Below are 26,321 nucleotides of genomic sequence, written 5' to 3'. Positions count from 1 at the left end.
ATTCATTATGTATGCAGCTCTTGGGAAAGCAGGTTGCATATGCTCTACCTTAGCTATTCAATTAATCTAACGTTTTACAGAATCTAGCACTTTGAATAAATCCTTACCGTAAAATTGTTCGCTTAGCTTATTTAGCGCATCCGTTTCCTTTAACTGCTGAATTGCTTTATCATAGGCATCTGCGAATTCCTGCTCCTTTTTATTAAATAGCGGCCATGTTTTAATTACTGCAAACTCGTTATACACAATCTCATCCTTTAAATGATGATACGGGCCGCCCTCCGTTAATACTTGACCGTTAAAGCTACCTTCGATTTGTACACCGCCATCTACACGCCCTTCATTCACCCATTGCACAACATCAACCGAAAACTCCTCTCCTGCCTTTAGCTTGACTTGGTTATCCGGGTTCGCTTCATTGTATTCAGCAATGACTGTATACTGGGCGTTATTTGCCGCGATTGGCGCTAGCGTAAACCCCGCTGAAGCAAAGTCACTCAAATTTTTAATATGGGCATTTTCTTTTTTTACAACAAGCCCTGCACTACTTAATCCTAAAAACTCCTGTGGGAAAATAAATTTTGCTGTTCGCTCCTCTGTCCAGAAGGCATTTTTCACACCTACCTGATACTTCCCTTGCTCAACACCGATTAATAAATCATCGTTGGACGTTCCAACAAATTCAAACTCGTAATCTTCTAAAATTTCATCGACTAATTTCATTACTTCAACGTCATAGCCTGTTGGATTACCGTTTTCATCAATATAAGTCATTGGCTTGCCTGACTGGTCATAAGCTACCTTTACTTTTTTCACCGCTTCTCCATTTGACGTTGTAGCAGCCTCGCCGTCACTGCACGCCACTAGTATAGAAACCGCCGCAAAGCTAATTGCTGTAAACTGTAATATTTTTTTAATTAACATGTAAAGTCTCTCCTTTTGCTTGTTGAATAGCTGCTTCAGCCAACTTTTTTATTGTCATATCATCCATTGGTGGATTGTGTAAGCCTGCCCTCACATCACGATAATAACGCTGCAGTGGATTATTGCGTTGCAAGCTTTTTGCACCAACTAAGCGCATCGCCTTATCCACAATTTGCAATGCATTATTTGTCACAACATGCTTGGCAATATTGAGCTCTTGCTGCACGAACTGTTTGCGAGTCGGATTTATATAAGCCTCTGCCGCCCCGTACAATGTGAAGCGTGCTGTTGCCAGTGCTAACTCCATTTCTCCAATGAGTGCTTGCACATTTGGGAAGTCGCTTATCGGACCATTTAAGCTATTTGGTTTATGTGTTGTCGCAAAATGAACAGCATAATCACGTGCAGCTTGTGCGATACCTAAATAAGTAGCAGGAACTAATAATGCCCAACCATTCACCTTAAAACCTGTAGAATAACTCGAAATTTCAACCAAATCAGATGGCTTTAGCTCTACATTTTGCAATACTAAATCATGGCTACCTGTACCACGCATCGCAATTACATCCCATGTTTCATCGATTGTGACACCTTTGGCTTTGTGTGGAATAAGGAAAAATCCAATTTTCTCTTGCTCCTCTATCCAAGCAGATGTTAAAAAATAATCCAGCTCTGGTGCACCTGTTGTATAGTTTTTACGCCCATTAATTAACCACCCTTCCGCCGTTTTCTTTGCAGTCGTTGTCGGTCTGCCACCACGTGTCGGACTACCCATAGCAAACTCGCTAACCGCACGATTAATAATTGCGCCGTTCGCTACTTCCTGCGCAAATTTTTGTAGCATCGCAGGCTCCCATTCCTCATGTTCAAATAAATCACCTACAGTTAGCAGCGTCCAGCCTATAGTGAGCGCTGTACTTGCATCATAGCTAGCCAACGTTTCATGCAATAAAACTGCATCATAAATAGTGAAGCCCTCGCCGCCAAGCTGCTTTGGCAATGTAATTTTCGTATAACCAATCTCCCTTAATGCACGAATATTTTCATGCGGGAAGCTCCCAAGCTCATCAATTTGCTGCGAGCGACTTTTAAACGTCTCCTCCAACGTAGCAATTTTCTCTAACCATTGTCGCTGTTCTGTTGTTTTAATGAAAAGCTGTTTACTCACAATAATAGCCTCCCTAATTTTCAATCAATTTTGAATGATGTTGAAATTGATTGTACGACTAGCAAAAATGGAAGTCAATAGTTTATACCAAGTTTTTTTATAGGTTTTATATATTATTCAAAAAAAGCATATATGCCATAGCTTTTAAAATAAAAATTAAATGCTGGTATCTTAAAATAAAGAAAGTTTGAAAACACGCAAACGCAACTTTCAGACAAAACTTTTTTGAAAATCCCCCTCTCTGAATAACGTGCCTATTTTAGTCATGTCAAAGAAGCCTCAAATCAATCAGTTAGACATTAAAATACGGTTGAAAAGCCAATGCACAAAATAATCGCATGGCGTAGAGAAATGATTTTTTGAGTATTTGGGATTTATCGGTGGCTTTGAATATGATTAGGGGCTTTTAGATATTGGCAGTTTATAAATCATAGCCGCGGCCTACATTGAGATATCAGCGTTTTTTGCATTATATTAGCAGCTGTCATCTGGATATTTGCAAATTGCCCTATTTTATTTGCAATCTCTCGGGTATATTTGCGGCTTGCCTTGATTTATTTGCAACCTGTAGAATTATCTGCTCATTTCCATGACTTATCTGTGTTTTACTTTTCCAACTAAAAAAGCTGAGGGTCGATTTTTTCGACAGCCTCAGCTTTTCATTTCCATATTACATTTTTTCGGGTGCGCTTACGCCGATTAATTTTAAAGCGTTTGCTAGTGTCGTGCGTACCGCTGTAATTAATGCAAGGCGGGCAGACGATAATTGCTCATTTTCCGCGTTTATTACTTTTTCAGCATTGTAGAAGCTGTGGAATGCGGCCGCTAACTCTTGGATGTAATTAGCAATACGGTGCGGCGTACGGTGTTTCGCTGCATCTGCAACAACTTGCGGGAATGCACCTATCTTTTTCAATACATCAATTTCTTTTTCAGCCGTTAGTAGCTGTAAATTATCTAAGCTTGCTTGTAAGCCTTGCTCATCCGCTTGACGTAAAATCGAGCAAATACGAGCATGTGCATATTGCGCATAGTAAACAGGGTTTTCGTTTGACTGTGACACAGCTAAATCAAGGTCAAAGTCCATATGCGAATCGCCTGCTGTTTTAACGAAAAAGTACCGTACTGCATCCAAGCCTACCTCTTCTACAAGCTCACGCATCGTCACTGCGTTACCAGTACGCTTTGACATTTTGAACTTCTCACCGTTTTTATAAAGCTGTACCATTTGAATAACTTCTACCTCTAACGTATCGCGCTCGTAGCCAAGTGCCTCGATTGCTGCTTTCATACGTGGAATATAGCCATGGTGGTCAGCTCCCCAAATGTTAATTAGCTTATCGAAGCCGCGCACAATTTTATCCTCATGGTAAGCGATATCTGGTGTTAAGTAAGTGAACGAGCCATCATTTTTAATTAACACGCGGTCTTTATCATCACCAAATGTTGTCGAACGGAACCAAGTTGCCCCTTCCTCTTCAAAAACATGTCCATTCGCACGCAATTTATCTAACGCTATTTCAATTTTCCCGTTTTCATATAATGATGTTTCTGAATACCACACATCAAATTCAACGCGGAAGTTTTTTAAATCATTTTGTAATTTTTCTAGCTCTAACTTCAAACCATGCTCACGGAAAAATTTAAAACGTTCTTCATCCGTTCGCTCTAAAATGCTTGCGCCATGTGCTTCGGCCAATTTACCCGCAATGTCGATAATATCTTGCCCATGGTAGCCATCCTCTGGCATTTCCGCCTCCATACCGAGCGCTTGCTTATAGCGTGCTTCTAGTGAATAAGCTAAATTATTAATTTGATTTCCAGCATCATTAATATAATATTCACGTGATACTGCATAGCCAGCGAAATCTAGTACATTACACAATGAATCCCCTACAGACGCTCCACGTGCATGCCCTAAGTGTAAATCGCCTGTTGGATTTGCTGATACAAACTCTACTTGTACTTTTTCGCCTGCGCCTGCTGTCGAACGACCATATGCTTCACCTTGCTCAAGCACCGCTTGGACAACGCCTGTTAAAAGATCTTTGCGCACCGTAATATTAATAAAGCCCGGTCCTGCAATATCAATTTTTTCAATATTCGCCCCTGCTAAATCAATATTTTCAACAATCGCCTCTGCAATTGCGCGTGGTGGCTTTTTCGCAAGCTTCGTTAGCTGCATCGCAATATTTGTTGCAAAATCCCCATTTGCCTTATCCTTCGGTGTTTCTAAATGAATTGTATATTCCGTACTTTCTTCAACCAATTGCGCCTTAGCAACTGCATTTGCTAAAGCCATTTTAATCGATTGTTGTAATTGCTCAACAGCGTTCATTATTTTACCTCCGTATAATGAATTTCTAATTTATAATTGCCTGCCACTGCACCACCTACAATTAAATCATAATGTGCAATAAATTGGCCTTGGATACTACCTCTATTTGGCTCAAATGCTAAAGCGTATGTTTTGGTTACGAGCGGCAATGTGCCATAGACGCTTTCATAATGACCATTTTCCTTCTGTTCAATATTTAAAGGTAGGCGCATGTTGACATCGCCTCCACGCAAAATAAAGGCTTGTCCGTTTGCTAGCTTCACCGTCGTGCGAATATGAGCCTCTTTCTGCATTTCCTCATAACGCAAATAGCAACTGCCTGCTTTTTCCACATAGGAGCCTTGCAGCCACATTTCATACGTTTCAAGCTCACCGTCTGTCGGGATAATGGATGAAACAAGCTTAATTTTCACCTTTGTTCCTACATCCTGCATGCGCGGCACACTCCTTTTTTGTCAATGACTATAACCTTATTATTATAGGATGGTTTTCGCTGTTTAGGCAAGAGGTATCAACTAAACACTATCGGAATAAATTTGTATCAAACGTTGATTTTTTTGCCCGTATACTTTTCTAATGATTGATACATTTTAAAAAACTTGCCGAGGTGCACAAGCAAATTAAATAAAACTCTTTGTATGCTTAGAGACTTGCCCGCTATTAATGTGTTTTGCAATTTCAAAATTAAAATGAGATGGAAAATATTTTTGGGTACACCTTGCTCGTTCGTTAATCCATCATCCATCAAGCCGTAATGAATTCTAACAGATTCCTCAAACTGTGACGGCGGAGTTAATTTGACCCGAAATCGCACATTTTCCTCATGGCAATTATTAAATGTATGTGCTGTGCCAATCTCGGCAGTAATCGACTGCCCCGTAGTTAAAACATGGTCCTGCTCTCCCACTGTAACTGTTAAGATGCCCTCTAAAATCGTAAACTCCTCGACAAATTCATCATGATAATGCAATGGTGGTCCCTCTCCATTTGGCGGCAACATCACCTCTATCAATAAATAGCGACCATTCGTATATGCTGTCGTCTCAATAAATGTAATTTGCTCACCTGTAAATTTATGCCGTACTGTAGCTGCTAGCATTTCCTTCACTCCCTTAAATTTCCGAATCCATTTATTATAAAGTGCCAAGGTTAAAATTTAGTTAAAAAATTTAAAAATGGGCTGGGACAAAACTAGCCTCTATATTTAATCACTACAATAAGGCATTTATTCATTCAAAGCGAATGCCTTTTGTGCGTGAATAACAATATCGAATACTACATACACTATGAAAGCCTTGACGATTTACCCTACAAGGGGTAAAATAATAGGCAGAAAGGTTCTTGTCGTGAGAATCGCATGTAGTACAACGTCCAAGTGGCTCTTGGGCGTTTTTTATTTTATCTAAAAGAAAACACCACCCAGTAAAATACTGAATGGTGCTCCTTGTTTACAGCATCATACGAAAGAAACGATAGATAGTGTCTATCACACGGAATACATCCGTTACGTATCGAAAGATGGCTAGTCTTTCTTTACGCCGTATTCTTTCTCTTAGCTTTGTTCTTTTTTGTCGTGAGAACTTAGGCATGTAGTGCACCTCCTTTCAAGAAAAAAGGAAGTCAGCTAGATGCTGCGTATTTATTGTAGCATGCTGATGTTACTCGTCAAGATTGCCTTGAATGCGGTCCCTAAGCTTTAGGTGGTCACACAGTAATATCTTTTCATTAAGAACTAGCGCTTTTTAATACCTTTAAATTAAAGAATTTCAAAATTACATACTTCAACGTTTCCTTTAAAGTGGTACCCCATTCCCCTTCATTCGCTTCGTTGAATTTTGAGTTTCACTATCACGAACAACTTTATCGTAGTCTTTTCCAAACATTTCGGCAATTGTTAAACTGTCTGTAATAACTTGGCTATCTTGAATAAATACTAATTGACTCATGTTAATGCTCCTTTCAAATTTGACTTACTCCCACTTACATGCTGCCAAGCTTGAAAGTACCTTACTCCTAGCCCACTTAGTGTATTGCTGAACCATACTAAGCAGCATGAAGATATTGCTTACTATAGCTTATTTTTAACAATTGCTTATAAAGGGCGAAATATCGACTTTGCTAATCAAACAATCACAATTGAGCGAACAAGAGGGAATAACGGTGTAAACAAAGAATAGCGAGTGTAAGATAGCATGGTCATACAGCAGCTACAAAAGCTATCGAACGGCTGTTAAAGCGTTGTTTTTTCATATAACCGTAAGCTGCATAATGATCTAGCGAAAGATGATTCGTTTATTTTTCTATTACCACATACTTGTTTCTACAGGCTTAAATGCAATCTTTAATCGCCTTATAAAGGCAGTTAAGCTACCAACTACAACAATACATGGTTTGCGGCATACACATGCTACCATCCTTATGAATAACAGTATTCCTGATAAAGCCATTGCGGAACATTTAGGAAACACTCCCGAAATGATTCATTCGGTTTGTGGACATGTACTACAAGAGATGGAAGCTCAAACTGTAGCAGTGTTTAGTGAAAGTTTAAAAAGAAACAGGGCTAAAAGTGGGGTTAGCTCATAGCTAAACCCCACTCCAACCACTTCATATCATCATCTATAAAGCTTCTGTTATTTCACCCAGCCGAGAATCATTTCACGAATAAGCTTTGCGGCTGTGTTAGCTGTCATTTCAGACACATCATATATTGGAGCTACTTCAACTAAATCGAAACCAACTACGTTGACACCACTGCCTGCGATGGCGTGGATAGATGCAAGTAGCTCCTTCGGTGTAATACCACCGCAATCTACTGTACCTGTACCTGGTGCGTGTCCTGGGTCTAGAACATCGATGTCGATTGTTACATAAACATTGCGACCAGCAAGTGTTGGTAATACTTGCTTTAATGGCTCTAGCACTTCGAATTTTGAAATATGCATGCCATTTTCCTTTGCCCAAATAAATTCTTCCTTTAGTCCAGAGCGAATGCCAAATGAATATACATTATGCGGTCCAATATGCTCTGCAATTTTACGAATAGGTGTTGCGTGTGAATACGGCTCGCCTTCATAATCTGTTCGTAAATCTGTATGTGCATCAAAATGAATTACTGCTAAATCATTATATTTTTCGTACACGGCCTCCATTACCGGAAGGGATACTAAATGTTCACCGCCCATACCAATTGGCACCTTACCGTCAGCTAACACCTTGCGCACAAATCCTTTAATTTCCTCTAATGACTGCTTCGGATTTCCGAATGGTAGTGGAATATCTCCCGCATCGAAAAACTTTACTTCCTCCAACTCACGATCTAAATATGGGCTGTATTCCTCTAAGCCAATCGATACTTCTCGAATACGTGTTGGACCGAAGCGAGAGCCTGGACGATAGCTGACTGTCCAATCCATCGGCATACCATATAAAACAGCCTTTGCTTGCTCATAATTTTGATGACTTTTAATAAATACATTACCTGAATATGTTTCATCGAATCTCATAGGTCGTTCACCTGCTTATTATTATTCGGTCTTCAACGACGGGCTATTCTGCCTAGCTCGTTAATGCCATGTTTATTGTATTTTATTCTTGCCATTGTACGCAAGTAGCCTCATGCGAAACCTTTATTCGACATTTTTCGTATACATAGACACAAGCTCAAAGATTTTTTAGATACTTGTATGAAAAATAAGAGTTCAGACACATACTATACGTAGCACGAATTGTGTGTAAATTGTGTGTGTGCCTGGCACTCAAAACAACGGGGTGATTGTTAATGAAACGACAACATTATATTCGCCGAAAAAAACGTAAGCGCTTTGGTAAAAGGCTTGCTTTATTAACAGTCGCCATGCTCTGCGCTGCCGCTGTGGCGTTATTATCACTTCGCATTTATGCACAAATTGCAGGAGCGCCGACATTGACTGTACCGAAGGCGACTGTTTTTTTAGATCAGCACGACCATCAAATTGGCGACTACTTTCAATCAGAGCGTCGTTATTGGTTAGAGCTAGATAAGATGTCACCGTATTTAGCCGAAGCTACTATTGCTATCGAGGATAAAGATTTTTATCAGCATGGTGGATTTGATTATTCGAGAATCGCTGGTGCCGTACTTGCAGACATTAAAGCAGGACGTAAAGTGCAAGGCGCAAGTACATTAACTCAGCAATACGCCCGTAATTTATATTTATCACATGAAAAAACATGGACACGCAAAATAAATGAAGCACTCTATGCATATCGTTTAGAAATTTTCTATTCAAAGGACGAAATTTTAGAAGGCTACTTAAATACGGTATATTATGGGCACGGTATGTATGGTGCTGAAGCAGCAAGTCGCTATTATTTTGGTAAATCAGCGAGCGACCTCACTTTAGCGGAAGCGGCGATGCTTGCAGGCATCCCAAAAGGTCCGACCTACTATTCACCAATTGCTAATCTTGAAAAAGCAACGAATCGTCAAAAGCTTATTTTAAGCTTAATGGAGCAGCAGGAAAAGATTACTACTGAAGAGAAAGTTCATGCTGAAAAAGAAGAGCTTGTTTATAAAAACAGCGAATGGGTCGCTAGTAAATCAATTGCTCCTTATTTTTTAGATGTAGTATGGACAGAAGCCAGCGAAATATTAGAGTCTAAAAATATGAATATTAGCGAAGGCGGCTGGACAATTAAAACTACATTAAACCAAGCACATCAAAATGCCGCTGAGCAGGCTGTTCAAAAAAACATGCCAAACACTGACTTGCAGGTCGGTCTCGTAAGCTTAGATGTTGATACGGGCTACGTCACAGCGCTTGTTGGTGGGCGTGATTACAGCAAGAGCTCATTTAATCGTGTCACCCTTGCGGAAAGGCAGCCCGGCTCGTCAATAAAACCAATTTTGTACGCTGCAGCATTAGAAAATGGCTTTACACCACTGACCTTTTTAAATGTAAGTGAAACAATATTCACTTATGATGATGGGCGTGCTACTTATAAGCCACAAAATGTAAATGGACAATTTGCAGCACAGGATATGTCCCTTGCACAAGCAATGGCTATTTCAGACAATATTTACGCTGTGAAAACGTTAGAGCAGGTTGGCTATAAAGCCTTTAGGGAAATGTTACAACGCTTTGGGTTAAATTATACCGAGAAGGACAACCCTTCCATTGCACTCGGCACAATTGAAACATCACTGTATGATTTAACAAATGCCTATAATACAATTGCCGCAGGGGGAGAAAAACGCAACGCAACAACTATTTTGTCAATTACAAATGCCAAGGGAGATGTCGTTTATAAATATACGGAGCCTGAAACAAAGCATGTTTTAACTGAACAAGATGCTTATTTACTAACAGATATGATGACAGGCATATTCGACCCTGTTTATAGTGATTATTCACCTGCGACAGGTGTGTCTATTCGTGGGCGTATGACTCATACGTACGCTGCTAAATCAGGTACAACGATTAGTGACCAATGGTTAATTGGCTATACGCCAAGCATTACAGCTGGTGTTTGGAATGGCTACGACCAAGGCAAAACATTATCCGTTCAAGAAGACATGGCCGCAACCAAGCAAGTATGGATTGACTTTATGGAAACCGTTCATAATGGCAAAGCAAACGAAAACTTCCTGGTGCCAGATGGAATTCAAGGTGTCGTTATCGATATCGAAACGGGCAAGCTAGGGATGGATGCATGTCCAAAGCAGCGCCTTATTTATATGAAAGAAACAGATGTACCAACCGAAAAATGCCGCTCCTTTGAAATCTTCGAACCAGATACATGGGGGAGCTGGCTCGACTTTGAAGTGTTCCGCAACTTTTGGCGCAACTAATGCGTCATAATGAACAGAACCTAATCAAAAAAGCTCTTTCTTCCCCGGAATAACGGTTTCCGTGGGAAGAAAGAGCCTTCTTTTATGGTAAACGTAAGCATGAGAATCATGGGGCATTCGGCTTGGGTTGGTTCAAATGCCGCATAGCTCTCATAGCTTGTCCATTTACCAAAGTGTCCTAGCTCACTAGCTGTAAGCCTTACATACAAGTTTACTTTTTTTCATGTGCACTTTCAACCACCTTATGCCCACTGAAGGCAATTGTCACATTTTGTTCATCTATTTTTCAGTAATGTAGCAAAAAGGATTGACGATAGCTAAATCAGTAATAAAGTGAATGTATTTTAGTGTGGAGTTTAGTTTTTGCGAAAGAATTATGTACGGTTTTGTAGGGGTATCTGTAGTTTTTCATGAAGTTATCTGCGGTTTCGCGTAGTTATCTGTGTTTTTCATAGTATCTAAGTTATCTATATTTTTTGGGGGATTTATGTACAATTTCATAAGATTTGTTTGTATTTGTGCATGGGCGGTCAAACATGGTGGACCGCCCATGACTTTTTAGGCTAAATCATTGCGGAGCTTAGCGTCGCTTCGATTCCATAGCTCACTGTTATGCTGCTGTAAAAATTCAGTGAGTATTTTTTTGGAGACATCATCCATATGGTCAACAATAATTTGGCGTTTCATGGATTTATCCATTTTATTTACATGGTCAGCTAAAATTTTATAGCCTCGGCGTTTTTCGCGGTTGACAACCATTTCACATGCTGTCACACCTGCGTAGTAAGGTCCTTCCTCTTTGTAATCAATCGTTACCCATACGAGCCAATAATTTTTACCACCTGCAGAATCCTCTCGATTCACGGTAAATTTAATGCCACGTTCTACATCACTTTTCGCATGCATTGCGCCGATATCCACAATAGCTGTTTTTTCTTCCACATCTATAATAACAGGCGATACATTTTCCAATGATAAAGAACCAATTCCAAATCCTTTATGCCCATCTGTTGGGTCATTTTTTATAATCGTAAAGCCCATTTTTTGCTTTGGTTTTTCTTCATTAAACATCTCGTATAACCTCCAATTGTGCTATTATTAATAATATACACTAAAATACATAGAGGGGGGCAATATTATGCCAATCATTACGATTAAAATGCTCGAAGGACGCACGGATGAGCAAAAGCGTGCTTTAGTGCAAGAAGTCACAGAGGCTGTATCTAAAACAGTGAACGCACCAAAAGAAAATATTTCGATTATTATTGAAGAAATGTCAAAAAATCATTACGCGAATGCAGGCGTGCTTCATATCGACAAATAATTACACAGAGCTATGGTTATCCAAAAAGGGTGTACCTTTTTCGAACAACTTAGCTTCTATATTAAATATTCACTCTGCGATAGTAACAATACATTGTCACTATCCTCAGTGCAAGCGGCCTTCTCAAAATGACTTTTCAGACGGCTTCTTTCTATAAGGCAGGTGCTTATGAAAAAATTACGCTCTATTTTGAATATTTTGGCAATAATCGCACTTTTTGCGGTTGGGCTGACACTCATTTTTATCAAGCCGATTCAAGCATTACTTGTACAACGATTAAGCGAGGAGCTTGTCACTGTTTCAACATCTTCTGAAATGCTTGAATTTAACGATGAAATAGAGGCAGATTTCGATTTTGAAGAGGTACAATCTTTGTCGATTTGGGAAGTATTACAGGCACAGGCAAACCGCAAGGATTTACCTGTAATTGGTAGTATTGGAATTCCAAGTGTCGACATGCAGCTCCCAATTTTGAAAGGGGTCGGCAAAAATGCATTGGCGGTTGGCGCTGGTACGATGAAGCCCGAACAAATAATGGGTCAAGGAAACTACGCTTTAGCTGCCCACTATTTTGAGGACCGTGATATTTTATTTGGCCCACTGTATCATAGCGAAATCGGTGATACGATATATTTAACAAATGCTAATGCTATTTTCGAATATCATATTACAAAAATTGAAGTAGTTGAAGCAACGGCCGTACACGTCATTGACGATGTAGCAAACGAAACGCTATTAACACTCATTACATGCGCTGATGAAGGTGTAAGACGTCTCTTCGTACAGGCAAGCTTTTCAAAGCAATATGACTTGGATGCACCACCAGAAGCGCTCACTAAAATTGCTAATTAAACAGAGAAAACCCCTCAAACAAATGGATTATCCATCGCTTGAGGGGTTTCTTTTTGATTATTTTTCTGTTGTCATAAAGCGACGACGTAATAACACGAAGCCTAGTGCTAATAATCCAAAGCCGACAACCATTGCAGTTGTTGAATTTGCATCATTTGTTTGTGGCAGTTTGTTTTGGTTATTATTCGCTGCCGCAAGCACGTTAGCCGCTTCTTTCAATTCATTTAGAAGGCTTCTCACTACCCCCATGTTTACAAGCTCATCAACGTATGCTTGCTCCTCTGGAGATAATGATTCATATTGCTTAATGAATGCTTCTAGGTCTTGAATTGTTTGCTGAAGCTTCGCTGGATCTTTCGCTAGTTCTTCAACAATTTGAGGAATATTCGGTACTTCATAGCGTACCGGCTCCTCTGAACCTGGTGTTGGTGGTACCGGCACGATACCTGGGATTTGAGGAATTTTCTTAATTACTTCCTCTACTCCTGGTGGTGTCGTTGGCTCTTCTGGTGCTGTTGGTGGAGTTGTTGGCTCCTCCGGTGTTGTCGGTGGAGTTGTTGGCTCCTCTGGCGTTGTTGGTGGAGTTGTTGGCTCCTCCGGTGTTGTTGGTGGAATTGTTGGCTCCTCTGGCGTTGTTGGTGGTGTTCCACCGCCGCCTCCACCGCCTCCACCACCAGGTGTTGGTGGAGTTGGCTTAGCCAATGCCTGACATTCTACAACTGTAATCGTAAGTGGTGATTCTGTACCTACAATCACTTGATACTCACCCGGTTCAACTGTATAAGGAACTGTCGCTTTACCATCTACGTCTGTCGTACCCGTTACAATTGTATTACCTAATTTATCTTTTACAGTAAATGCTACATTTTCACGTGCGTTACCATTAACGTCTTGAATTGTTAATGTGAATAGCGGACATGCATTTGCTGGAACTTGAACTTCCGCTCCACATACTTCATCTGTGTAGCTTACTTCAATACTACCTAATAGTACGCTAGCTTCGTTGTAAACATCATATTCTTTGCCTTGCTCTAATTTTGCCTTATCAGCAACTTTAATCTGACCATTTGCATCTGTTGTACCTGTTACTACAGTTACCCCTGCTTTGTCTTTAATGATAATTTTCACATTAGCACCAACAGGTTGGTTATCTTTATTATTTATTGTTAATGTGAAATCTGGACAAGAATTTTTAATTGCTTTGCCTTTACAATCATCTGTATAAGTCACAACAACTTTGTCAATTTCCTCGCCTTTTGAACCATCAGGATTTACTTCATAAACAACTACTTTTCCTGGGCTCTGTGTTGGTGGCAAGGTAATTTTACCATCTGTATCCGTTGTATACTCTGTCTCAACACCATTTTCATCTTCTACAATTACTTTTGTATTTGCCTTTGGTGTTGTACCATCTGGACTAATTACTGTAATTTCAAACTCCGTACATGCACGAGGTTTTTTCACTTCATCTTTACAATCTGCTGTAGTATAAGTAACTCTAAAGTCCTCTCCAAATGGCACCGATTGCCCAGGCTCGATTTCATAAGATACGACTGTATAGTCACCCGGCTCAATTGTATAAAGTGTACCATTTTGATTTGTTGCAAATGTAATTTTACCATCTGTAACTACAGTTGCTTCAAATTGTACATTTGTATCGTTGTTTTCAATTACTACCTTAGTACCAGCTTTTAAAGGACCATCTTCATTTTCAATAGTCAACTCGAATGCTGGACATGCTGGTTTTGGTTGAACTTCAGCTTCACAGTTTGTATTTGTTGTGAAAGTATCAATAACTTCACTATCAATTTCAACAGTGTACGTATCCGGCTCTAAGCCACCAGTAATAGTTCCATCACCTAATGTAATTTTGCCATTTACAGTTGGCTCATCTTTAACTACTTCTGTGCCGTCTGATTTTTTCACAGTTACTAGTGTACCATCAGCTACTAATTTACCGTCAACATCTTTTACTATTAGTATAAATGTTGGGCACGTTGGTGCTAATGTAACTTCAAATTCGTAACCACAGCTCGCAGTATACGTTAATTCTACTTCACCTAGATATTGGTTACCTTCGTAAACTTGATAAATACCTGGCTTGACGCCATCAACAGGGTCCTTACCATTTGAATCAAATACGAATTTGCCATTTGCGTCAGGTGTTTGCTTCACTTCAATAGAACCTTGCTTTAATGTTAACTGTGTAATGTCTGTACGAATTTGTCCGTTTGCATCTTTAACAACAACTGTGAATTCATCACATGCTGGTGCTGGTTGAGCAATTGCCTCACAAGGCGTGTTGTTATACTGTATTACAATCGTATCTAGTTCTTCTCCATTGAAGACAACCGTATACTCACCCGCTTTAACTTCAGTAGAAGTAAATGTGGCTTTCCCATTTGAATCCAGCGCTTGGTTCGTTGATAAACCTGTTGCTGTACTCACTAATGATACTGTTTCATTGCTAAGTGCTCTACCATCAATATCAAATACTGTTAATTCAAACTGAGGACAACCTAAACCGCCTTCTGGTTCATTTGTAATCTCGATAACTTGGAAACCTTGATACTTACCTGAAGTTTCAATTTTATCTGGATCTAATATAAACTCATAATCGCCCAAGTCTTCATAACCATCTTGCTTTTCTTCCACTACCTTGTAAGGCGTTGAGTTGTTTCTGCTTTGCGCTAGTTTTAAACCATAATTTAAATAACCGTCTTCATTTGTTGAACCTGAGGCTAACATTGTACTTCCTGTATAAGGTCCATACAATTCAAACTTAACGTTCTCCATAGGTAGACCTGTCGCTGCATCTGTTTTCAAGATGACAAATGGAACTGTACCAACTGTACCTCCAGCATTGTATTCAAATCTAAGGCTATTAACTGCATCTGAGCCACTATTTCCATCAGCACTTGTATAGTCAACTCTTACCTCATTATCTACATTACTACCACTTGGCCCCATATAAACTGTTGCATACTCAACATAGTAAGCTTTATCGCCATCTGGTAAATTTAATACAAATGTTCCTGCTGCAATATCAACATCTAATGCAACATCTGTAGCTGTAGAGTTAACTTGACCATTCGTAATTACTTGACTACCTTTTGTTGGTGTGGAGTTAGTATCGGTAAAATTCATTTCCCATACATTAAATGAGTTTTGCAAAATCAGTTGACCCGGATCACCATTAATTTTACCAACTTCATCAGTAATCACAATATTATTTAATTGTGATTGTGCATAGTTAAATTTAAAGTTCCAAGTCACTTCTGGTGTTGCAGATGTTGATATACCTGTTTTATCTAAAATCTGCTCTGTATGTGCAACTGGTACATCCTCGTTCCATTCTCCTCTTGGTTGATCTTCATTACCTTGAGCGTATAATTTTGCTGTATTGCTAATAGTAATAGCTGAACCATGAGGATACACAGCATCTGCATCTTTTGTCTCATATGTTACTTTATACGGTGTTGTGATTGTACCTAATGCAATTTCAATTTCAATAGCAGTTCCATTTTCTGTTACTACGTTCTCAATCTCTGCTGCACTATAAATTTTTGTATCATTTGGGTCTGCATTCGCCACAAAATTACCTGCTGGATCTAATGTGCCTTTTTCTACTTTAAGAGCTGTTACCTCTTGGCTTGAAGGTAATACATCTTTAAATATCGCATTTGTAATTGAGTTGTAATTGAAATTTAACTCTACTTCCCAATGGAATGTTTTTGTTCCATAATTGTAAGAACCCGTTTTATTACCATTTCGTGATTGCTCGCCTCTAATAGTTTGGGACGCCGTATCTGTAGACGTACCAAACTTAGGTATACCAGTATCACTTAATACTACTTGATTGTTATAGACACGATTATTTTGACCGACATCTTTAATTTCATACGTTGTTGTATACTCAATTTCAATTTGTTGGCCATTAATAGGTTTTAGTAATTGAATGATAAAACCAGTTTCCCTATTTTCTCCGTCAACTGTTCCGTTAGTAAGGGTTAAACTGTAATCTTCATCTCTTTCTAATGTTCCTCCTGCAACCGTTGTCACCACTAGGCTATCTTCTTGCAGATTTAGATAGGAGCCTTCATATGTGTCTGTGAACTTTGTACCGACTTCTAAGTTATATCGTGCTTGGTTCGCAACGATTTTCCAGTACATTTCTTTAACATCTGTATAGTTTACACCTTCAGCAGTTTTATTTAACACCCAAGATGTTTTATTATAAGTAGCAGATCTACGATTCTGTAAACCTGTATGACTCGTAAAGTCCTCACGTGTTACAGTATTTTCGATATTAAGATTTGATGTTGGATATACCTCGCCTACTTCGAGTTGCGTTTTATATTTAATTACATAAGCATCCTCTGTACCAGTTGGGAATTCTAAGTCAAAACCTAGACCATCTGCTGCAAGTGTAAAACTATAATTAGCAGTAGGTTCAGCAGTTGATGAACCATTTTTATAAACTTCTACATCTCCATACAATTCGTGTCCTTCTGTCCATACATCAGTTAACTTCGCAACACCAGCTGGAATATTACGTTTATTTTGATTGTATTCAATTTGCCACTCAGTAGTTATTACACCAGGGCTTTCCAATCTCGGTTGAGTAACAACTGATTTTCTCAAAGGTGTGTCAAATTGAACTTCCACTGTTTTATTAACTGCTGGTGATGAATTATAACTAGCAGCATTATCAAATATAGCAGGTGGGATATTTCCTAGTTCACCCACTTTCGTTCGATAAACAATTTCGTAACCTATATGCTCTTGATTTGGTAAGTGAAGAGTCATTGATTTTCCACTAATAGCAGGTAGCGGTGTTAGGGCATCCCTATTTGTCAATGTTACCGTACCATTTGGAGAAATATCTAACTCTTTAATTGAAACAATTGAATCAAATGTGTGATTACCTGTTAGTGTGTCTGTAAATGGCGTTATCCCACTATTTGTATTGACAGCTAAATCTGTATTTACTCTTACAGTCCAGTCAATATACTCACTGTTACGACCAGCATTATCTGGTGTACCTGTTTTAGTAATTGTATCACCTGTAGTACCTCTAGGTTGGAAATTCAGTGTGATATTGTTAAACCCAGGCACTTGGATTATTTGTGTCCAATCATTTCCTTCAGACTGCAATGTTCCTCGGATTTCAAAGAATACCCCAGAAACTATTCCACCTGTTAGACCTGTATCATCAAGAATATCATCAAATGTGAGTATCACTTGTTGACCTGCAATACTTACTGTACCAATGTGTTTGCCATTATCATATATCGTTGCAGCACCTTGTACAGTTAGAGTTGCAAATTGCTCTGGTAAATCATAAATAAGTTTAGATCCTGGACCATAACCATGCCCCGGTTCTAGCCCTAAATCTACTCTAAACACTACTGTATCACCAACTCGACCTTCTGCAGTTGTTCCACTAACTGAATTCCCATTAAATGTTAGAGTAATTACTTCATCAAAATCCTCATCATCTCTATCAACATCTGGATAAACTCCTAATGGGTTATTTAGTGGCATGATTACGTTGGCTGAATCAGGTGTTGTTCTAACTTCATCTTCTGTCTCATTCCCCGTTTCTCCAGTATCATCCGTTCCTTCAGTTACTGGCGGTGTTTGCTCAGGAATAGTTACTTCATCCGCAAATACCGACAACGGTCCAATCAACGTCTGGAACACTAATAGCATTGTCAGCATTGCAATATTAATCTTTTTCCTCATGTCCCTCTCCTCTTCTTAGGTGTGAGAGATTGCCCTTGTTGTTTGCTGACGACGTGTAACCTAATGTTAGGAATGGCTACTGCAAACAGTTGGCTAGTCTCTCTTTCCTAGTTTAGTTAGTCGTCATTGTCGAACACACATTCAATCTTTGAAGAAAAGCGGAGACAAGGTCACTTTGTTGCCTGTTTCCTAAAATATGTGTATTCATTTTTTGTAACGAGCCGATAAAAATTTGTCTCACCTCCTTCAAAGCATCGGCATATTTAAGGGCTTAATTGGAATTAGATTTTAGTTAATTTGTCTACTCCTATTTTACGGAAGACACCTAAACAAATTCTGTACAGCCTTTGGTACTAGAAGGCTTTCATACCTTCATCAATCTATATGTCTACAAAGTCGTAATATAACTAATTTTTCCATTATAAAAACCGACAAAAAAACCTTAACTAAATATGAAAGTCCATAAATAGTTAAGGTTTTAACTCATGTTTTTATTTTTTTACTTTGCTCACTAATTTTTTTATGTTTTTTAACAGTACAGGCTTTACTTCTTTATGTTTACTTTCTGCCCCATCAAATTTTGCTACCGAGCTTACTCCTGTTACTGGTGCTTCTACCACCACCATTGTTGCCGATGCTTTAATTGGGCTACAAGCGATGATAATTGCTGTTAGTAAAACAAATGTTACTGTATTGATTTTTTTCTTCATAATTTCCTATTCCCCCGTTTATTCCTTATATTTCAAGTTGGTAGTATCTCGATTAATCATGTATTCTAAAATATATACTTAATGACCTACATCCATAATCATCGGCTGGATAAATATAAAATTAAGTAGTCTTAAATACTTAATTTTAATTTCAAATATTTTTCTAACTAGTTCTTTTCTCTATGCATTTATAATTTCTTCAATTTCGAACTCCTTCTCAGTGCAGTGGAAAATTAGCTTTCTACTTAATTTTATTTTAAATTCAAAAAAAGCCGCAAAACTCAGTGTTTATCCTATTTCCAAAGAAACTCTTTTCTATTCTACCTAGTTAATTCTCTGATGAAACATCATAAAAAGCGTCCCAAAAGCAGGCAATGCACTGCTTTTGGGACGTCTTCATACTTTTTAATGATGATTTTATAACAATCTCCGTAATTCTTCTTTGAAAATTTCATCTATTGTTTCATCTGTCAATATTTCTTCAGGGTAGTATACTTTATGATCTGTTTTTAAGCGTCCTGCTATAGCGTCAACAAGTAAGCTTTCCTGTGATAGCTCACGTACTTCGCCGTTTGCCATTTGTAGCATAATTGGTAGCTTTCCTATCGCTACACCTGGTTGATATAAATCGTATGGTAAATCAGAGGTTGAATCGTGTACGAGGTAGTAGGCTGTGTCAATTCCTATTTGTTGAAATAATTGTTGCAAGCGAGCAAAGCGCTGTGGTTCTTTCTTTGGATTCATATTAATATAGCCAAATAACTTGCGATTAATGAAACGGGTACTTAAATCACGTAATATGGCATCGTCCTCCTGCATCCAAAATTGAATATACGTCAGCATAATGCTTTCGTCTAACGCAATATAATCTTCTACAGTAATCGTATTATTAAAAAATGGTTGAAAGTGAACAGGTGCATGCTTAAATTGATAATTTCCCTCACTCAATACTTTCACACGCTTTAATATATGATTCAAAATGACTTCCGCGCTGCGTGATACAGGGTGAAAATAAATTTGTAAATACATTTGATAGCGTGACATAATATAATCTTCTACCGCATGCATACCGCTTTCCTTAATAACTACTTGATTCATGCGAGGTCGCATTACTCGCAAAATGCGCTCCATATCAAAATGCCCATAGCTCACACCCGTATAGTAAGCATCCCGCTGTAAGTAATCCATGCGGTCGGCATCAATTTGGCTTGAAATTAAGCTGATTACAAGTTTATTTGGATATGTTTTTTCAATAACTTGTGCAACCTTTTCAGGGAAGTCGGGAGCTACTTTAAGTAGTACAGCATTTACCTCTGTGTCACCTAGCAAAATCGCACGTGTAAATTCCTCATGGTCTGTTGCAAAAACATTTTCAAATGCGTGGGAAAATGGACCATGTCCTAAATCATGAAGCAGTGCCGAACATAGCACTAATAAACGCTCTGATGCATCCCATTCAGGCCTACCTGCAAAAATATCATCAACAATACGGCGCACAATTTCATAAACTCCTAGCGAATGGTTGAAGCGACTATGCTCTGCACCATGAAACACTAAATAAGTCGTACCAAGCTGACGAATGCGGCGCAAACGTTGAAACTCTCTTGTGCCGACTAAATCCCAAATGACTTGGTCACGCACATGAACATAACGATGTACAGGGTCTTTAAACACTTTTTCCTCAACTAATTTCGCCGTTGCATAGCTCATTTTGCGTCCCTCCTTTATTCTAATTAGTCATATTTTATCATTTTCTAATAGGAACGAAAAAGTTGTAGCATCACCTTTATACAAAAAAGAGCTGGCGCACCAGCTCTTTTTACTTTTTCAACTTTGCCAGAACTTTTTCCATTAACTCGTCTTCAGTTAATGCAGCAACTGGTCTACTATTCACGAAGGTAAATGTTTTTTTACGGCCAGGACCGCAATATGAATGACAGCCAATTTCAATCGTTGCTTCGGGATCAATTTCTTTTAATTTCGGAATTAACGTTTTTAAATTAACGGCCTGACATTCATCGCAAACTCGAAATTCGTTTGCCACTAGAGTCAACACCTTTCTATTTTCGCTTTTAATCTACTAGCTATTTTAGCTTATGGCGGGGCTTGCATTCAAGCGAAATCCTAATTTCTTCGTTAAAGATTTGAAAATTTATGTAGCCTTTGCATAAATCATTTGGGATTTGGTCATGCTTAGTAATGAACAATCAAACTATGAACATTATAGGAGGTAAGATTAATAATGAAAGTAAGACAGGATGCTTGGTTAAAAGAAAACGATGAGCTATTAGCAGAGGCGGTGTTACGTCATGTAAAAGAAGGAAGCACACAGTTAAATGCCTTTGATGAAGTTGGTGATGCACTAAATCGAACAGCGGCTGCCTGCGGTTTTCGTTGGAATGCAGTTGTTCGAAAAATGTATGAGGAGCAATTAACAGAAGCCAAAAGAGAGCGTAAAGAGAGATTGCGAGCATTGGGCAACCCATCTCGTCGCCGTGCACAACATATACTCGTTACAGCAGATAATGGTGATGCGAAATCTATCCCTTTATCGACGCTATCTTTAGATATTGTTATTGCTTATTTAATGCGTTTACAGCATAGTGCAGGTGACGCCGAAAGCTCGAAGTGGCGTTACTTAGCAAACACAGCAACTGAAAAAAATCGCGAGCTAGAGCAGGAGCTCGAAATGCTTCGCAAGGAAAACATCGCAATTCGTGAGGACTATGAGCAGTTTGTCCAAATTATGAATCGTGCGCGCAGATTTGTGGCACTAGATGAAGAGGAAGAGCGTATTGCACCGATTTTTAAAATGGAGCGTAACGGCAATTTAATTTCTTCCATCGAAAATGATGAAATACAAATGTGAGTGGAGGCTGTCCAAAAAGCCATGCATAGCTGGTGTTTTGGACAGCTTGTGTTTTTGCTAATGAAAAGTGTGAGAAACACTGGCTTTAGCGCTGTTACCATTAAATAAAAAGTAAGCGAGGAAAAGCTTGATTGCAATACTTTTTCAAAATAAAATGGACTTTTCGGACAATCTGTTTTTTAGAAAATCGACAACGAAAAAGCAAACACGCGGGTTTCAGTGGTCTGAGATTCGCCATTGTTTATTTGCATGGTTCCGAATATATTTGCGGGTCCCATTTTATTTGTGATATGCCTATGCTATTGGCGATTTTGCCCATCCTATTGGCGATTACTTCGATTCTATTAGCGCTTTTGCTTGTTCTATTGGCGTTTCGCTATTTTTTGTGCTATACGCCGTTCATTGGTGGCTTGCCCTATTTTGTTCGCGGTGTTTTCAATTTTATCAGCGACTTAGTACAATTTATCAGCGATTTTCTTGATTCTATTGGCGATTTGCTTTTTTAGTTGATACGACTTGCTCGCAGCTTTTATTTCGCCAACATGCTTTGATTGCGCTGCAAGACGCGCTGTAAATAGTACATATATAACTCATTTTCAGTTGACTTCAAAGGTGTAAGCACCCAGTTAATGCCTCTTTGTTGTAACATTTGTTGGATGCGCAAATTTAGATCAACGACCGTCATATTGGTACCTGTCAGTTCCTGTAATGATGCCATAACACTTGGTTCAATGCGAGGATATTGAAATTTTGTTTCTTCCTGTTGTAGGCTTCTTTCATAAAATTGTTTAATAAGCTCTGCTCGCTCACTCCCACTCCCCTCTATACATAAATAAATTTGCACTGCGATGCCACCCTGCATACGCCTTTGTGAAATTCCTGCGAATTTCTTTCCACCAATACTTAAATCATAGGAGCCAGGACAATAGGAGCCTACGATTTCATATGCCTCAATATACTCAGCAATTTCTGGAAGTAACATTTTAATAAATTGTACCATCATATCGAATGCTGAATTAATTGATAATGGCTGTTCTTTTTCGCTAATAACAAGAGATATATTAAGTACACCTGGATCGAGCACAACTGCCAAACCGCCTGAATTACGTACAATCGGCGTGTAACCTTGCGCATTTAGCAAGTGCATGCCCTGCTCGATAAATGGTAGGCGATGGTCTTGGATGCCTAACACAACAGATTCCTTATGTACCCATGTACGAATTGTTGGTGTAGTCAATTGATGTCCGACTAAATGACAAAGTGTATCGTCCATGGCAAATGACGCTAACGGAGAGCGCGATTGTAAATTTGATTCATCTACTAGTCTCCACTCACAAGTTTGAAAAAATTGTTCCATAATTGTTCTCCTTAATCTCACAAATTCAACTATCCTCTAGCATACACGAACAAGTTGTCACTGAAAAGTCATGACGAAATCGTGACAGTTAGCACTTAGGAATGTCTTATATAGAGGAAGTTGTGCTAAACTAATAGAGAATGATTTTCAATTAAAAGGAGTGTTTGATAAATGAACGAAGCAGCGATTACGTTAGATGGCTGGTATGCATTACATGATTTCCGCTCAATTGATTGGGCCTCTTGGAAGCTTGTTTCAGTAGAGGAACGTACTGCAGCAGTTGAGGAGTTTATCGCCTATTTAGAGAAATTAAATGAGGCGGATATTGCCAAAACAGGTGCACATGCTTTTTATGCAATTGTTGGGCAAAAAGCGGATTTCATGCTAATGACATTGCGTGAAACGATGGATGAGTTACAGGAATTAGAGGCGGAATTCAATAAATTGGCAATTGCTGACTTTACAATTCCGAGCTATTCCTACGTATCCGTTGTAGAATTATCGAACTATTTAGCAGGCGAATCAAATGAGGACCCTTATCAAAACCCACATGTTCGTGCACGCCTGTATCCTGAGCTACCACGTTCTCAATATGTATGTTTCTATCCAATGGATAAGCGTCGCCAAAACGACGATAACTGGTATATGCTATCAATGGATGAGCGTAAAGCATTAATGCGCTCACACGGCATGATTGGTCGTGGCTATGCTGGTAAGGTGAAACAAATTATTACAGGCTCTGTCGGTTTTGATGATCATGAGTGGGGCGTGACGTTATTCTCTGACGATGTTTTACAATTCAAAAAGCTTGTGTACGAAATGCGCTTTGACGAAGTATCTGCACGCTACGGTGAATTCGGCTCCTTCTTTGTCGGTAACATTTTAGATAAAGAAAAGCTTGCAAAGCTTTTAACTGTATAATTAATGTAAAGAGATGAGCGTCCAAAAAGCTGTGCAGTTGCCGGCATTTTGGACGCTTTCGTTGGTGTTACTTCAAAAAGTTCACTTGGGTAGAATTACAAGAGGATTCTTTAAAAACAGAGGAAACACTGGGCCTATGGGGTTTTTTTCTGAATAAAAGTAAATAAGCGGAAATTAAGTTTTTACTGTCTACGCAAGACGGAGTTGTCCGAAAAGTCCATTTTATTTTGAAAAAGCATTGAAATCAAGGTTTTCATCGCTTCCCTTTTATTGAAGGAGTACACTGCTAAAGCCAATGTTCCTCCCATTTTTAAAAGAAACGTTTTGTGAAACATCATCGCTACTGTCCAAAATGCCGGCTATGCACGGCTTTGGACAGCCCCGTTCTTATATTTTGTTGTTATAGCTCATCTGGTGCTCGTAAAATAATGATAACTAGTTGAATAAAGAAGCCGATGCAAACAATGAGAATGAATAAATACCAATGGAGTGGTTGTTCGTAGTAGGCCGCGATTAAAAAGGCTAAGACGGCACTGAACAGTATGCTAAATAGGCTACTTATGTTCATCACCTCTTCTTCTCTTGTCCCACATAGCATATGCATTTTTTGCATAAGCAATACAGGCCATTGTACTATTTTTAATAATGTGAAAAGAAAGGTGTTAGCACTAGTTCAGATTTTTCAAGCTGTTTGGTGGAAGTCAATCTAAGACCGTCACGTGGTGCATTATGCAGGTCTACCTTAGAAATCTATGACATTCGCCGGGGTCTTGGCAAACACGATATTGGTCACTCCGCCATTATCTTAGTATGTGATGTTCTTAGACTTGGCTTCTCTTTTTCACCGGGTGTCCCGCCACTTGGTGAAATAGTTCTAATGCTTACCACCTATAGAAGGTAGGGACTTCTATATCTGTCGCCTCGCTATCGGTACAGGAAACATGTACTGAAAGAAGTTAAAAAAATGCTATAATTTAATAGTGGTAATATTTTCATATATAAAGATTTTCCTCTATTAGCTTTTTCTAATTTACACAGGCTACAATATAAAAACAGAAACTATATTATTTAACACTTTTCGTACCCACAGCGTACATAAGCTGCCGATTACTGAATTGGTATAAATTTAATGGCTTATGCGAAAAAACTTCTTTCGTTACACTCAACTATCAATATATAAAAAATCACAATTCATATAAAAGGAGTTCATAAATGAATTTAGGAGCAAAAGTTACACAAAAGCAATTAATGGATATTTTATTAAACGTGGCTGTCATACGCCCCGTATTTATTTGGGGTGCACCCGGTATTGGAAAGTCAGCACTTGTTGAGGAGTTTGCGAAGCAAGTCGGGTTGCCATGCGTTTCACTATTAGGAAGTCAACTTGCACCAGAAGATATTATGGGTGTGCCACAAATTATTAACGGGAAAACAGAGTTCTGCCCGCCTACAATGATTGCCAAAGACGAGCCGTACTGCTTGTTTTTAGATGAGCTGAATGCATGCTCACAGGAAGTTCAAAAATCTTTTTATAGTTTAATTCATGACAGACGTGTCGGGAACTATACCCTGCCTGAAGGTTCCATCGTCATCGGTGCAGGGAACCGTGCGCAAGATAGCGCCATTGTTAAAACAATGAGCTCCGCCCTTATTAATCGCATGTTTCATACACAGCTACAGGTTTCTCAAAAAGAATGGCTTGAATGGGCTATGGACGCTGGCATTCACCCAATTGTCATTGAATATTTACAAGTTCGACCAGATCATTTATGGAAGCAGCCACCTAAGCATGAGGAGCCATTTTCAACACCGCGTAGCTGGCATATGCTTAGTGACGCTTTATATGAATACGGCGATGAAAATCTAACACCCGAAATCATTGGTATTCTAGCAGAGGGTTGTATTACACCACAACACGCCATTCAATTTAAAGCCTTTTATAAGCAAACTGATACGAAGTACTACTTAAATCGAATTTTAGCTGGTGAAATGAAATTCCCAAGTGAGCCCGAGGACCGTGATATTTTATATTTCCTCGTCCAAAGCTTCCGTGCGCAAATTGTGAAAGAGCTCCCTGCTGCAAACGATAAAATTACTGCAGCACAACGGAATTTTGCACATCAAGCAAAATCACTTATTAAAGATTTAGCCACGATTAGCCATGAAATGGCACAGCTTGTGGTTATGACACAAGAGGACGAGACCAATTTGCCGAAATGGTTTATGACGGAAATTATTCGAGACTTACCGCGACTTGTAGAGCGAAAGGATAAATAA

At 39.0% G+C, this 26,321-nt stretch carries 21 protein-coding genes; 7 read left to right on the top strand and 14 right to left on the bottom strand.

Annotated features, from left to right (window positions below; genetic code table 11):
• Positions 1-66: 66 nt before the first annotated feature.
• From C9J36_RS01435 to C9J36_RS17245, 6 genes are all read right to left on the bottom strand, one after another.
• The gene (locus C9J36_RS01435) at positions 67-924 is read right to left on the bottom strand and encodes a transporter substrate-binding domain-containing protein (RefSeq protein WP_107942019.1); all 858 of its coding nucleotides are present in this window, start codon (positions 922-924) and stop codon (positions 67-69) included.
• Entirely contained in the window at positions 914-2,092 is a 1,179-nt protein-coding gene (locus C9J36_RS01430) for an acyl-CoA dehydrogenase family protein (protein WP_107942018.1), read from the bottom strand. The genes C9J36_RS01435 and C9J36_RS01430 overlap by 11 nt, the downstream gene beginning before the upstream one ends.
• Positions 2,093-2,762: 670 nt before the next feature.
• Positions 2,763-4,430, bottom strand: coding sequence for an arginine--tRNA ligase (gene argS / locus C9J36_RS01425; protein WP_107942017.1), 1,668 nt, complete (start codon positions 4,428-4,430; stop codon positions 2,763-2,765).
• Positions 4,430-4,864, bottom strand: a complete 435-nt coding sequence (locus C9J36_RS01420; protein ID WP_066168170.1) for a YwiB family protein — start codon at positions 4,862-4,864, stop codon at positions 4,430-4,432. The genes argS and C9J36_RS01420 overlap by 1 nt, the downstream gene beginning before the upstream one ends.
• Before the next feature lie 107 nt (positions 4,865-4,971).
• The gene (locus C9J36_RS01415; protein WP_107942016.1) at positions 4,972-5,529 is read right to left on the bottom strand and encodes a cupin domain-containing protein; all 558 of its coding nucleotides are present in this window, start codon (positions 5,527-5,529) and stop codon (positions 4,972-4,974) included.
• 694 nt (positions 5,530-6,223) lie between these two features.
• Positions 6,224-6,376, bottom strand: coding sequence for a hypothetical protein (locus tag C9J36_RS17245; RefSeq protein ID WP_161956363.1), 153 nt, complete (start codon positions 6,374-6,376; stop codon positions 6,224-6,226).
• Between the two features lie 337 nt (positions 6,377-6,713).
• On the opposite strand from C9J36_RS17245, the gene C9J36_RS01410 reads away from it, so the two are divergent.
• On the top strand, positions 6,714-7,016 hold the full coding sequence (locus C9J36_RS01410) for a tyrosine-type recombinase/integrase (RefSeq protein ID WP_107942015.1): 303 nt from the start codon (positions 6,714-6,716) through the stop codon (positions 7,014-7,016).
• Between the two features lie 47 nt (positions 7,017-7,063).
• Here the strand turns inward: C9J36_RS01410 and speB are convergent, their stop codons facing one another.
• On the bottom strand, positions 7,064-7,936 hold the full coding sequence (gene speB, locus C9J36_RS01405) for an agmatinase (protein ID WP_066168162.1): 873 nt from the start codon (positions 7,934-7,936) through the stop codon (positions 7,064-7,066).
• Positions 7,937-8,211: 275 nt separating this feature from the next.
• On the opposite strand from speB, the gene C9J36_RS01400 reads away from it, so the two are divergent.
• A complete protein-coding gene (locus tag C9J36_RS01400) occupies positions 8,212-10,263 on the top strand; it encodes a transglycosylase domain-containing protein (protein WP_107942014.1) in 2,052 nt (683 codons plus the stop codon).
• A gap of 558 nt (positions 10,264-10,821) precedes the next feature.
• Here the strand turns inward: C9J36_RS01400 and C9J36_RS01390 are convergent.
• Positions 10,822-11,334 carry a YwhD family protein gene (locus C9J36_RS01390; protein ID WP_066168157.1) on the bottom strand — a complete coding sequence of 171 codons (513 nt, stop codon included), beginning with the start codon at positions 11,332-11,334 and terminating at the stop codon, positions 10,822-10,824.
• Positions 11,335-11,401: 67 nt separating this feature from the next.
• Between C9J36_RS01390 and thmT the strand changes: the two genes are divergently transcribed.
• Together thmT and C9J36_RS01380 are read left to right on the top strand one after the other, a co-directional pair.
• On the top strand, positions 11,402-11,587 hold the full coding sequence (gene thmT / locus C9J36_RS01385; protein WP_066168154.1) for a 2-hydroxymuconate tautomerase: 186 nt from the start codon (positions 11,402-11,404) through the stop codon (positions 11,585-11,587).
• Positions 11,588-11,755: 168 nt separating this feature from the next.
• Positions 11,756-12,439, top strand: coding sequence for a class A sortase (locus C9J36_RS01380; RefSeq protein ID WP_107942012.1), 684 nt, complete (start codon positions 11,756-11,758; stop codon positions 12,437-12,439).
• 57 nt (positions 12,440-12,496) lie between these two features.
• Here C9J36_RS01380 and C9J36_RS01375 read toward each other — a convergent pair whose 3' ends face one another.
• The 4 genes from C9J36_RS01375 to C9J36_RS01360 all read right to left on the bottom strand — a co-directional run bounded on the left by C9J36_RS01375 (position 12,497) and on the right by C9J36_RS01360 (position 20,941).
• The gene (locus C9J36_RS01375) at positions 12,497-18,187 is read right to left on the bottom strand and encodes an LPXTG cell wall anchor domain-containing protein (protein ID WP_107942011.1); all 5,691 of its coding nucleotides are present in this window, start codon (positions 18,185-18,187) and stop codon (positions 12,497-12,499) included.
• Positions 18,188-18,678: 491 nt separating this feature from the next.
• Positions 18,679-18,897 carry a hypothetical protein gene (locus tag C9J36_RS01370; RefSeq protein WP_107942010.1) on the bottom strand — a complete coding sequence of 73 codons (219 nt, stop codon included), beginning with the start codon at positions 18,895-18,897 and terminating at the stop codon, positions 18,679-18,681.
• 417 nt (positions 18,898-19,314) lie between these two features.
• The gene (locus C9J36_RS01365; RefSeq protein WP_066168142.1) at positions 19,315-20,607 is read right to left on the bottom strand and encodes an HD domain-containing protein; all 1,293 of its coding nucleotides are present in this window, start codon (positions 20,605-20,607) and stop codon (positions 19,315-19,317) included.
• Between the two features lie 109 nt (positions 20,608-20,716).
• Positions 20,717-20,941: a YuzB family protein gene (locus tag C9J36_RS01360; protein ID WP_042470727.1), complete on the bottom strand. Its 225-nt coding sequence runs from the start codon at positions 20,939-20,941 to the stop codon at positions 20,717-20,719.
• A gap of 195 nt (positions 20,942-21,136) precedes the next feature.
• Here C9J36_RS01360 and C9J36_RS01355 point away from each other — a divergent pair, with 195 nt between their 5' ends.
• Entirely contained in the window at positions 21,137-21,766 is a 630-nt protein-coding gene (locus tag C9J36_RS01355; protein WP_066168140.1) for an RsfA family transcriptional regulator, read from the top strand.
• 529 nt (positions 21,767-22,295) lie between these two features.
• Here C9J36_RS01355 and C9J36_RS01350 read toward each other — a convergent pair.
• Positions 22,296-23,123, bottom strand: coding sequence for a lipoate--protein ligase family protein (locus C9J36_RS01350; RefSeq protein ID WP_107942009.1), 828 nt, complete (start codon positions 23,121-23,123; stop codon positions 22,296-22,298).
• A gap of 171 nt (positions 23,124-23,294) precedes the next feature.
• Here C9J36_RS01350 and hemQ point away from each other — a divergent pair, with 171 nt between their 5' ends.
• The gene (hemQ, locus tag C9J36_RS01345; RefSeq protein ID WP_066168134.1) at positions 23,295-24,044 is read left to right on the top strand and encodes a hydrogen peroxide-dependent heme synthase; all 750 of its coding nucleotides are present in this window, start codon (positions 23,295-23,297) and stop codon (positions 24,042-24,044) included.
• A gap of 400 nt (positions 24,045-24,444) precedes the next feature.
• Here the strand turns inward: hemQ and C9J36_RS17355 are convergent, their stop codons facing one another.
• Positions 24,445-24,612 (bottom strand): hypothetical protein, encoded by a 168-nt coding sequence (locus tag C9J36_RS17355; protein ID WP_201261881.1) that lies wholly within the window; start codon positions 24,610-24,612, stop codon positions 24,445-24,447.
• Between the two features lie 644 nt (positions 24,613-25,256).
• Here C9J36_RS17355 and C9J36_RS01340 point away from each other — a divergent pair.
• Positions 25,257-26,321: an AAA family ATPase gene (locus C9J36_RS01340; protein ID WP_107942008.1), complete on the top strand. Its 1,065-nt coding sequence runs from the start codon at positions 25,257-25,259 to the stop codon at positions 26,319-26,321.

It is taken from the genome of Metasolibacillus fluoroglycofenilyticus (genome assembly GCF_003049645.1).
Taxonomy (GTDB): Bacteria; Bacillota; Bacilli; order Bacillales_A; family Planococcaceae; genus Metasolibacillus; species Metasolibacillus fluoroglycofenilyticus.
The sequence above is the reverse complement of the archived record's forward strand: the minus strand, read 5'-3'. Positions and strand labels throughout refer to the sequence as shown.

What these genes read in the sequence shown, in the direction of transcription:
- C9J36_RS01435 (WP_107942019.1), bottom strand. Translation starts at nt 924, where the DNA reads ATGTTAATTAAAAAAATATTACAGTTTACAGCAATTAGCTTTGCGGCG.
- argS (WP_107942017.1), bottom strand. Translation starts at nt 4,430, where the DNA reads ATGAACGCTGTTGAGCAATTACAACAATCGATTAAAATGGCTTTAGCA.
- C9J36_RS01420 (WP_066168170.1), bottom strand. Translation starts at nt 4,864, where the DNA reads ATGCAGGATGTAGGAACAAAGGTGAAAATTAAGCTTGTTTCATCCATT.
- C9J36_RS01415 (WP_107942016.1), bottom strand. Translation starts at nt 5,529, where the DNA reads ATGCTAGCAGCTACAGTACGGCATAAATTTACAGGTGAGCAAATTACA.
- C9J36_RS17245 (WP_161956363.1), bottom strand. Translation starts at nt 6,376, where the DNA reads ATGAGTCAATTAGTATTTATTCAAGATAGCCAAGTTATTACAGACAGT.
- C9J36_RS01410 (WP_107942015.1), top strand. Translation starts at nt 6,714, where the DNA reads ATGATTCGTTTATTTTTCTATTACCACATACTTGTTTCTACAGGCTTA.
- speB (WP_066168162.1), bottom strand. Translation starts at nt 7,936, where the DNA reads ATGAGATTCGATGAAACATATTCAGGTAATGTATTTATTAAAAGTCAT.
- C9J36_RS01400 (WP_107942014.1), top strand. Translation starts at nt 8,212, where the DNA reads ATGAAACGACAACATTATATTCGCCGAAAAAAACGTAAGCGCTTTGGT.
- C9J36_RS01390 (WP_066168157.1), bottom strand. Translation starts at nt 11,334, where the DNA reads ATGTTTAATGAAGAAAAACCAAAGCAAAAAATGGGCTTTACGATTATA.
- thmT (WP_066168154.1), top strand. Translation starts at nt 11,402, where the DNA reads ATGCCAATCATTACGATTAAAATGCTCGAAGGACGCACGGATGAGCAA.
- C9J36_RS01380 (WP_107942012.1), top strand. Translation starts at nt 11,756, where the DNA reads ATGAAAAAATTACGCTCTATTTTGAATATTTTGGCAATAATCGCACTT.
- C9J36_RS01375 (WP_107942011.1), bottom strand. Translation starts at nt 18,187, where the DNA reads ATGAGGAAAAAGATTAATATTGCAATGCTGACAATGCTATTAGTGTTC.
- C9J36_RS01370 (WP_107942010.1), bottom strand. Translation starts at nt 18,897, where the DNA reads ATGAAGAAAAAAATCAATACAGTAACATTTGTTTTACTAACAGCAATT.
- C9J36_RS01365 (WP_066168142.1), bottom strand. Translation starts at nt 20,607, where the DNA reads ATGAGCTATGCAACGGCGAAATTAGTTGAGGAAAAAGTGTTTAAAGAC.
- C9J36_RS01350 (WP_107942009.1), bottom strand. Translation starts at nt 23,123, where the DNA reads ATGGAACAATTTTTTCAAACTTGTGAGTGGAGACTAGTAGATGAATCA.
- hemQ (WP_066168134.1), top strand. Translation starts at nt 23,295, where the DNA reads ATGAACGAAGCAGCGATTACGTTAGATGGCTGGTATGCATTACATGAT.
- C9J36_RS17355 (WP_201261881.1), bottom strand. Translation starts at nt 24,612, where the DNA reads ATGAACATAAGTAGCCTATTTAGCATACTGTTCAGTGCCGTCTTAGCC.
- C9J36_RS01340 (WP_107942008.1), top strand. Translation starts at nt 25,257, where the DNA reads ATGAATTTAGGAGCAAAAGTTACACAAAAGCAATTAATGGATATTTTA.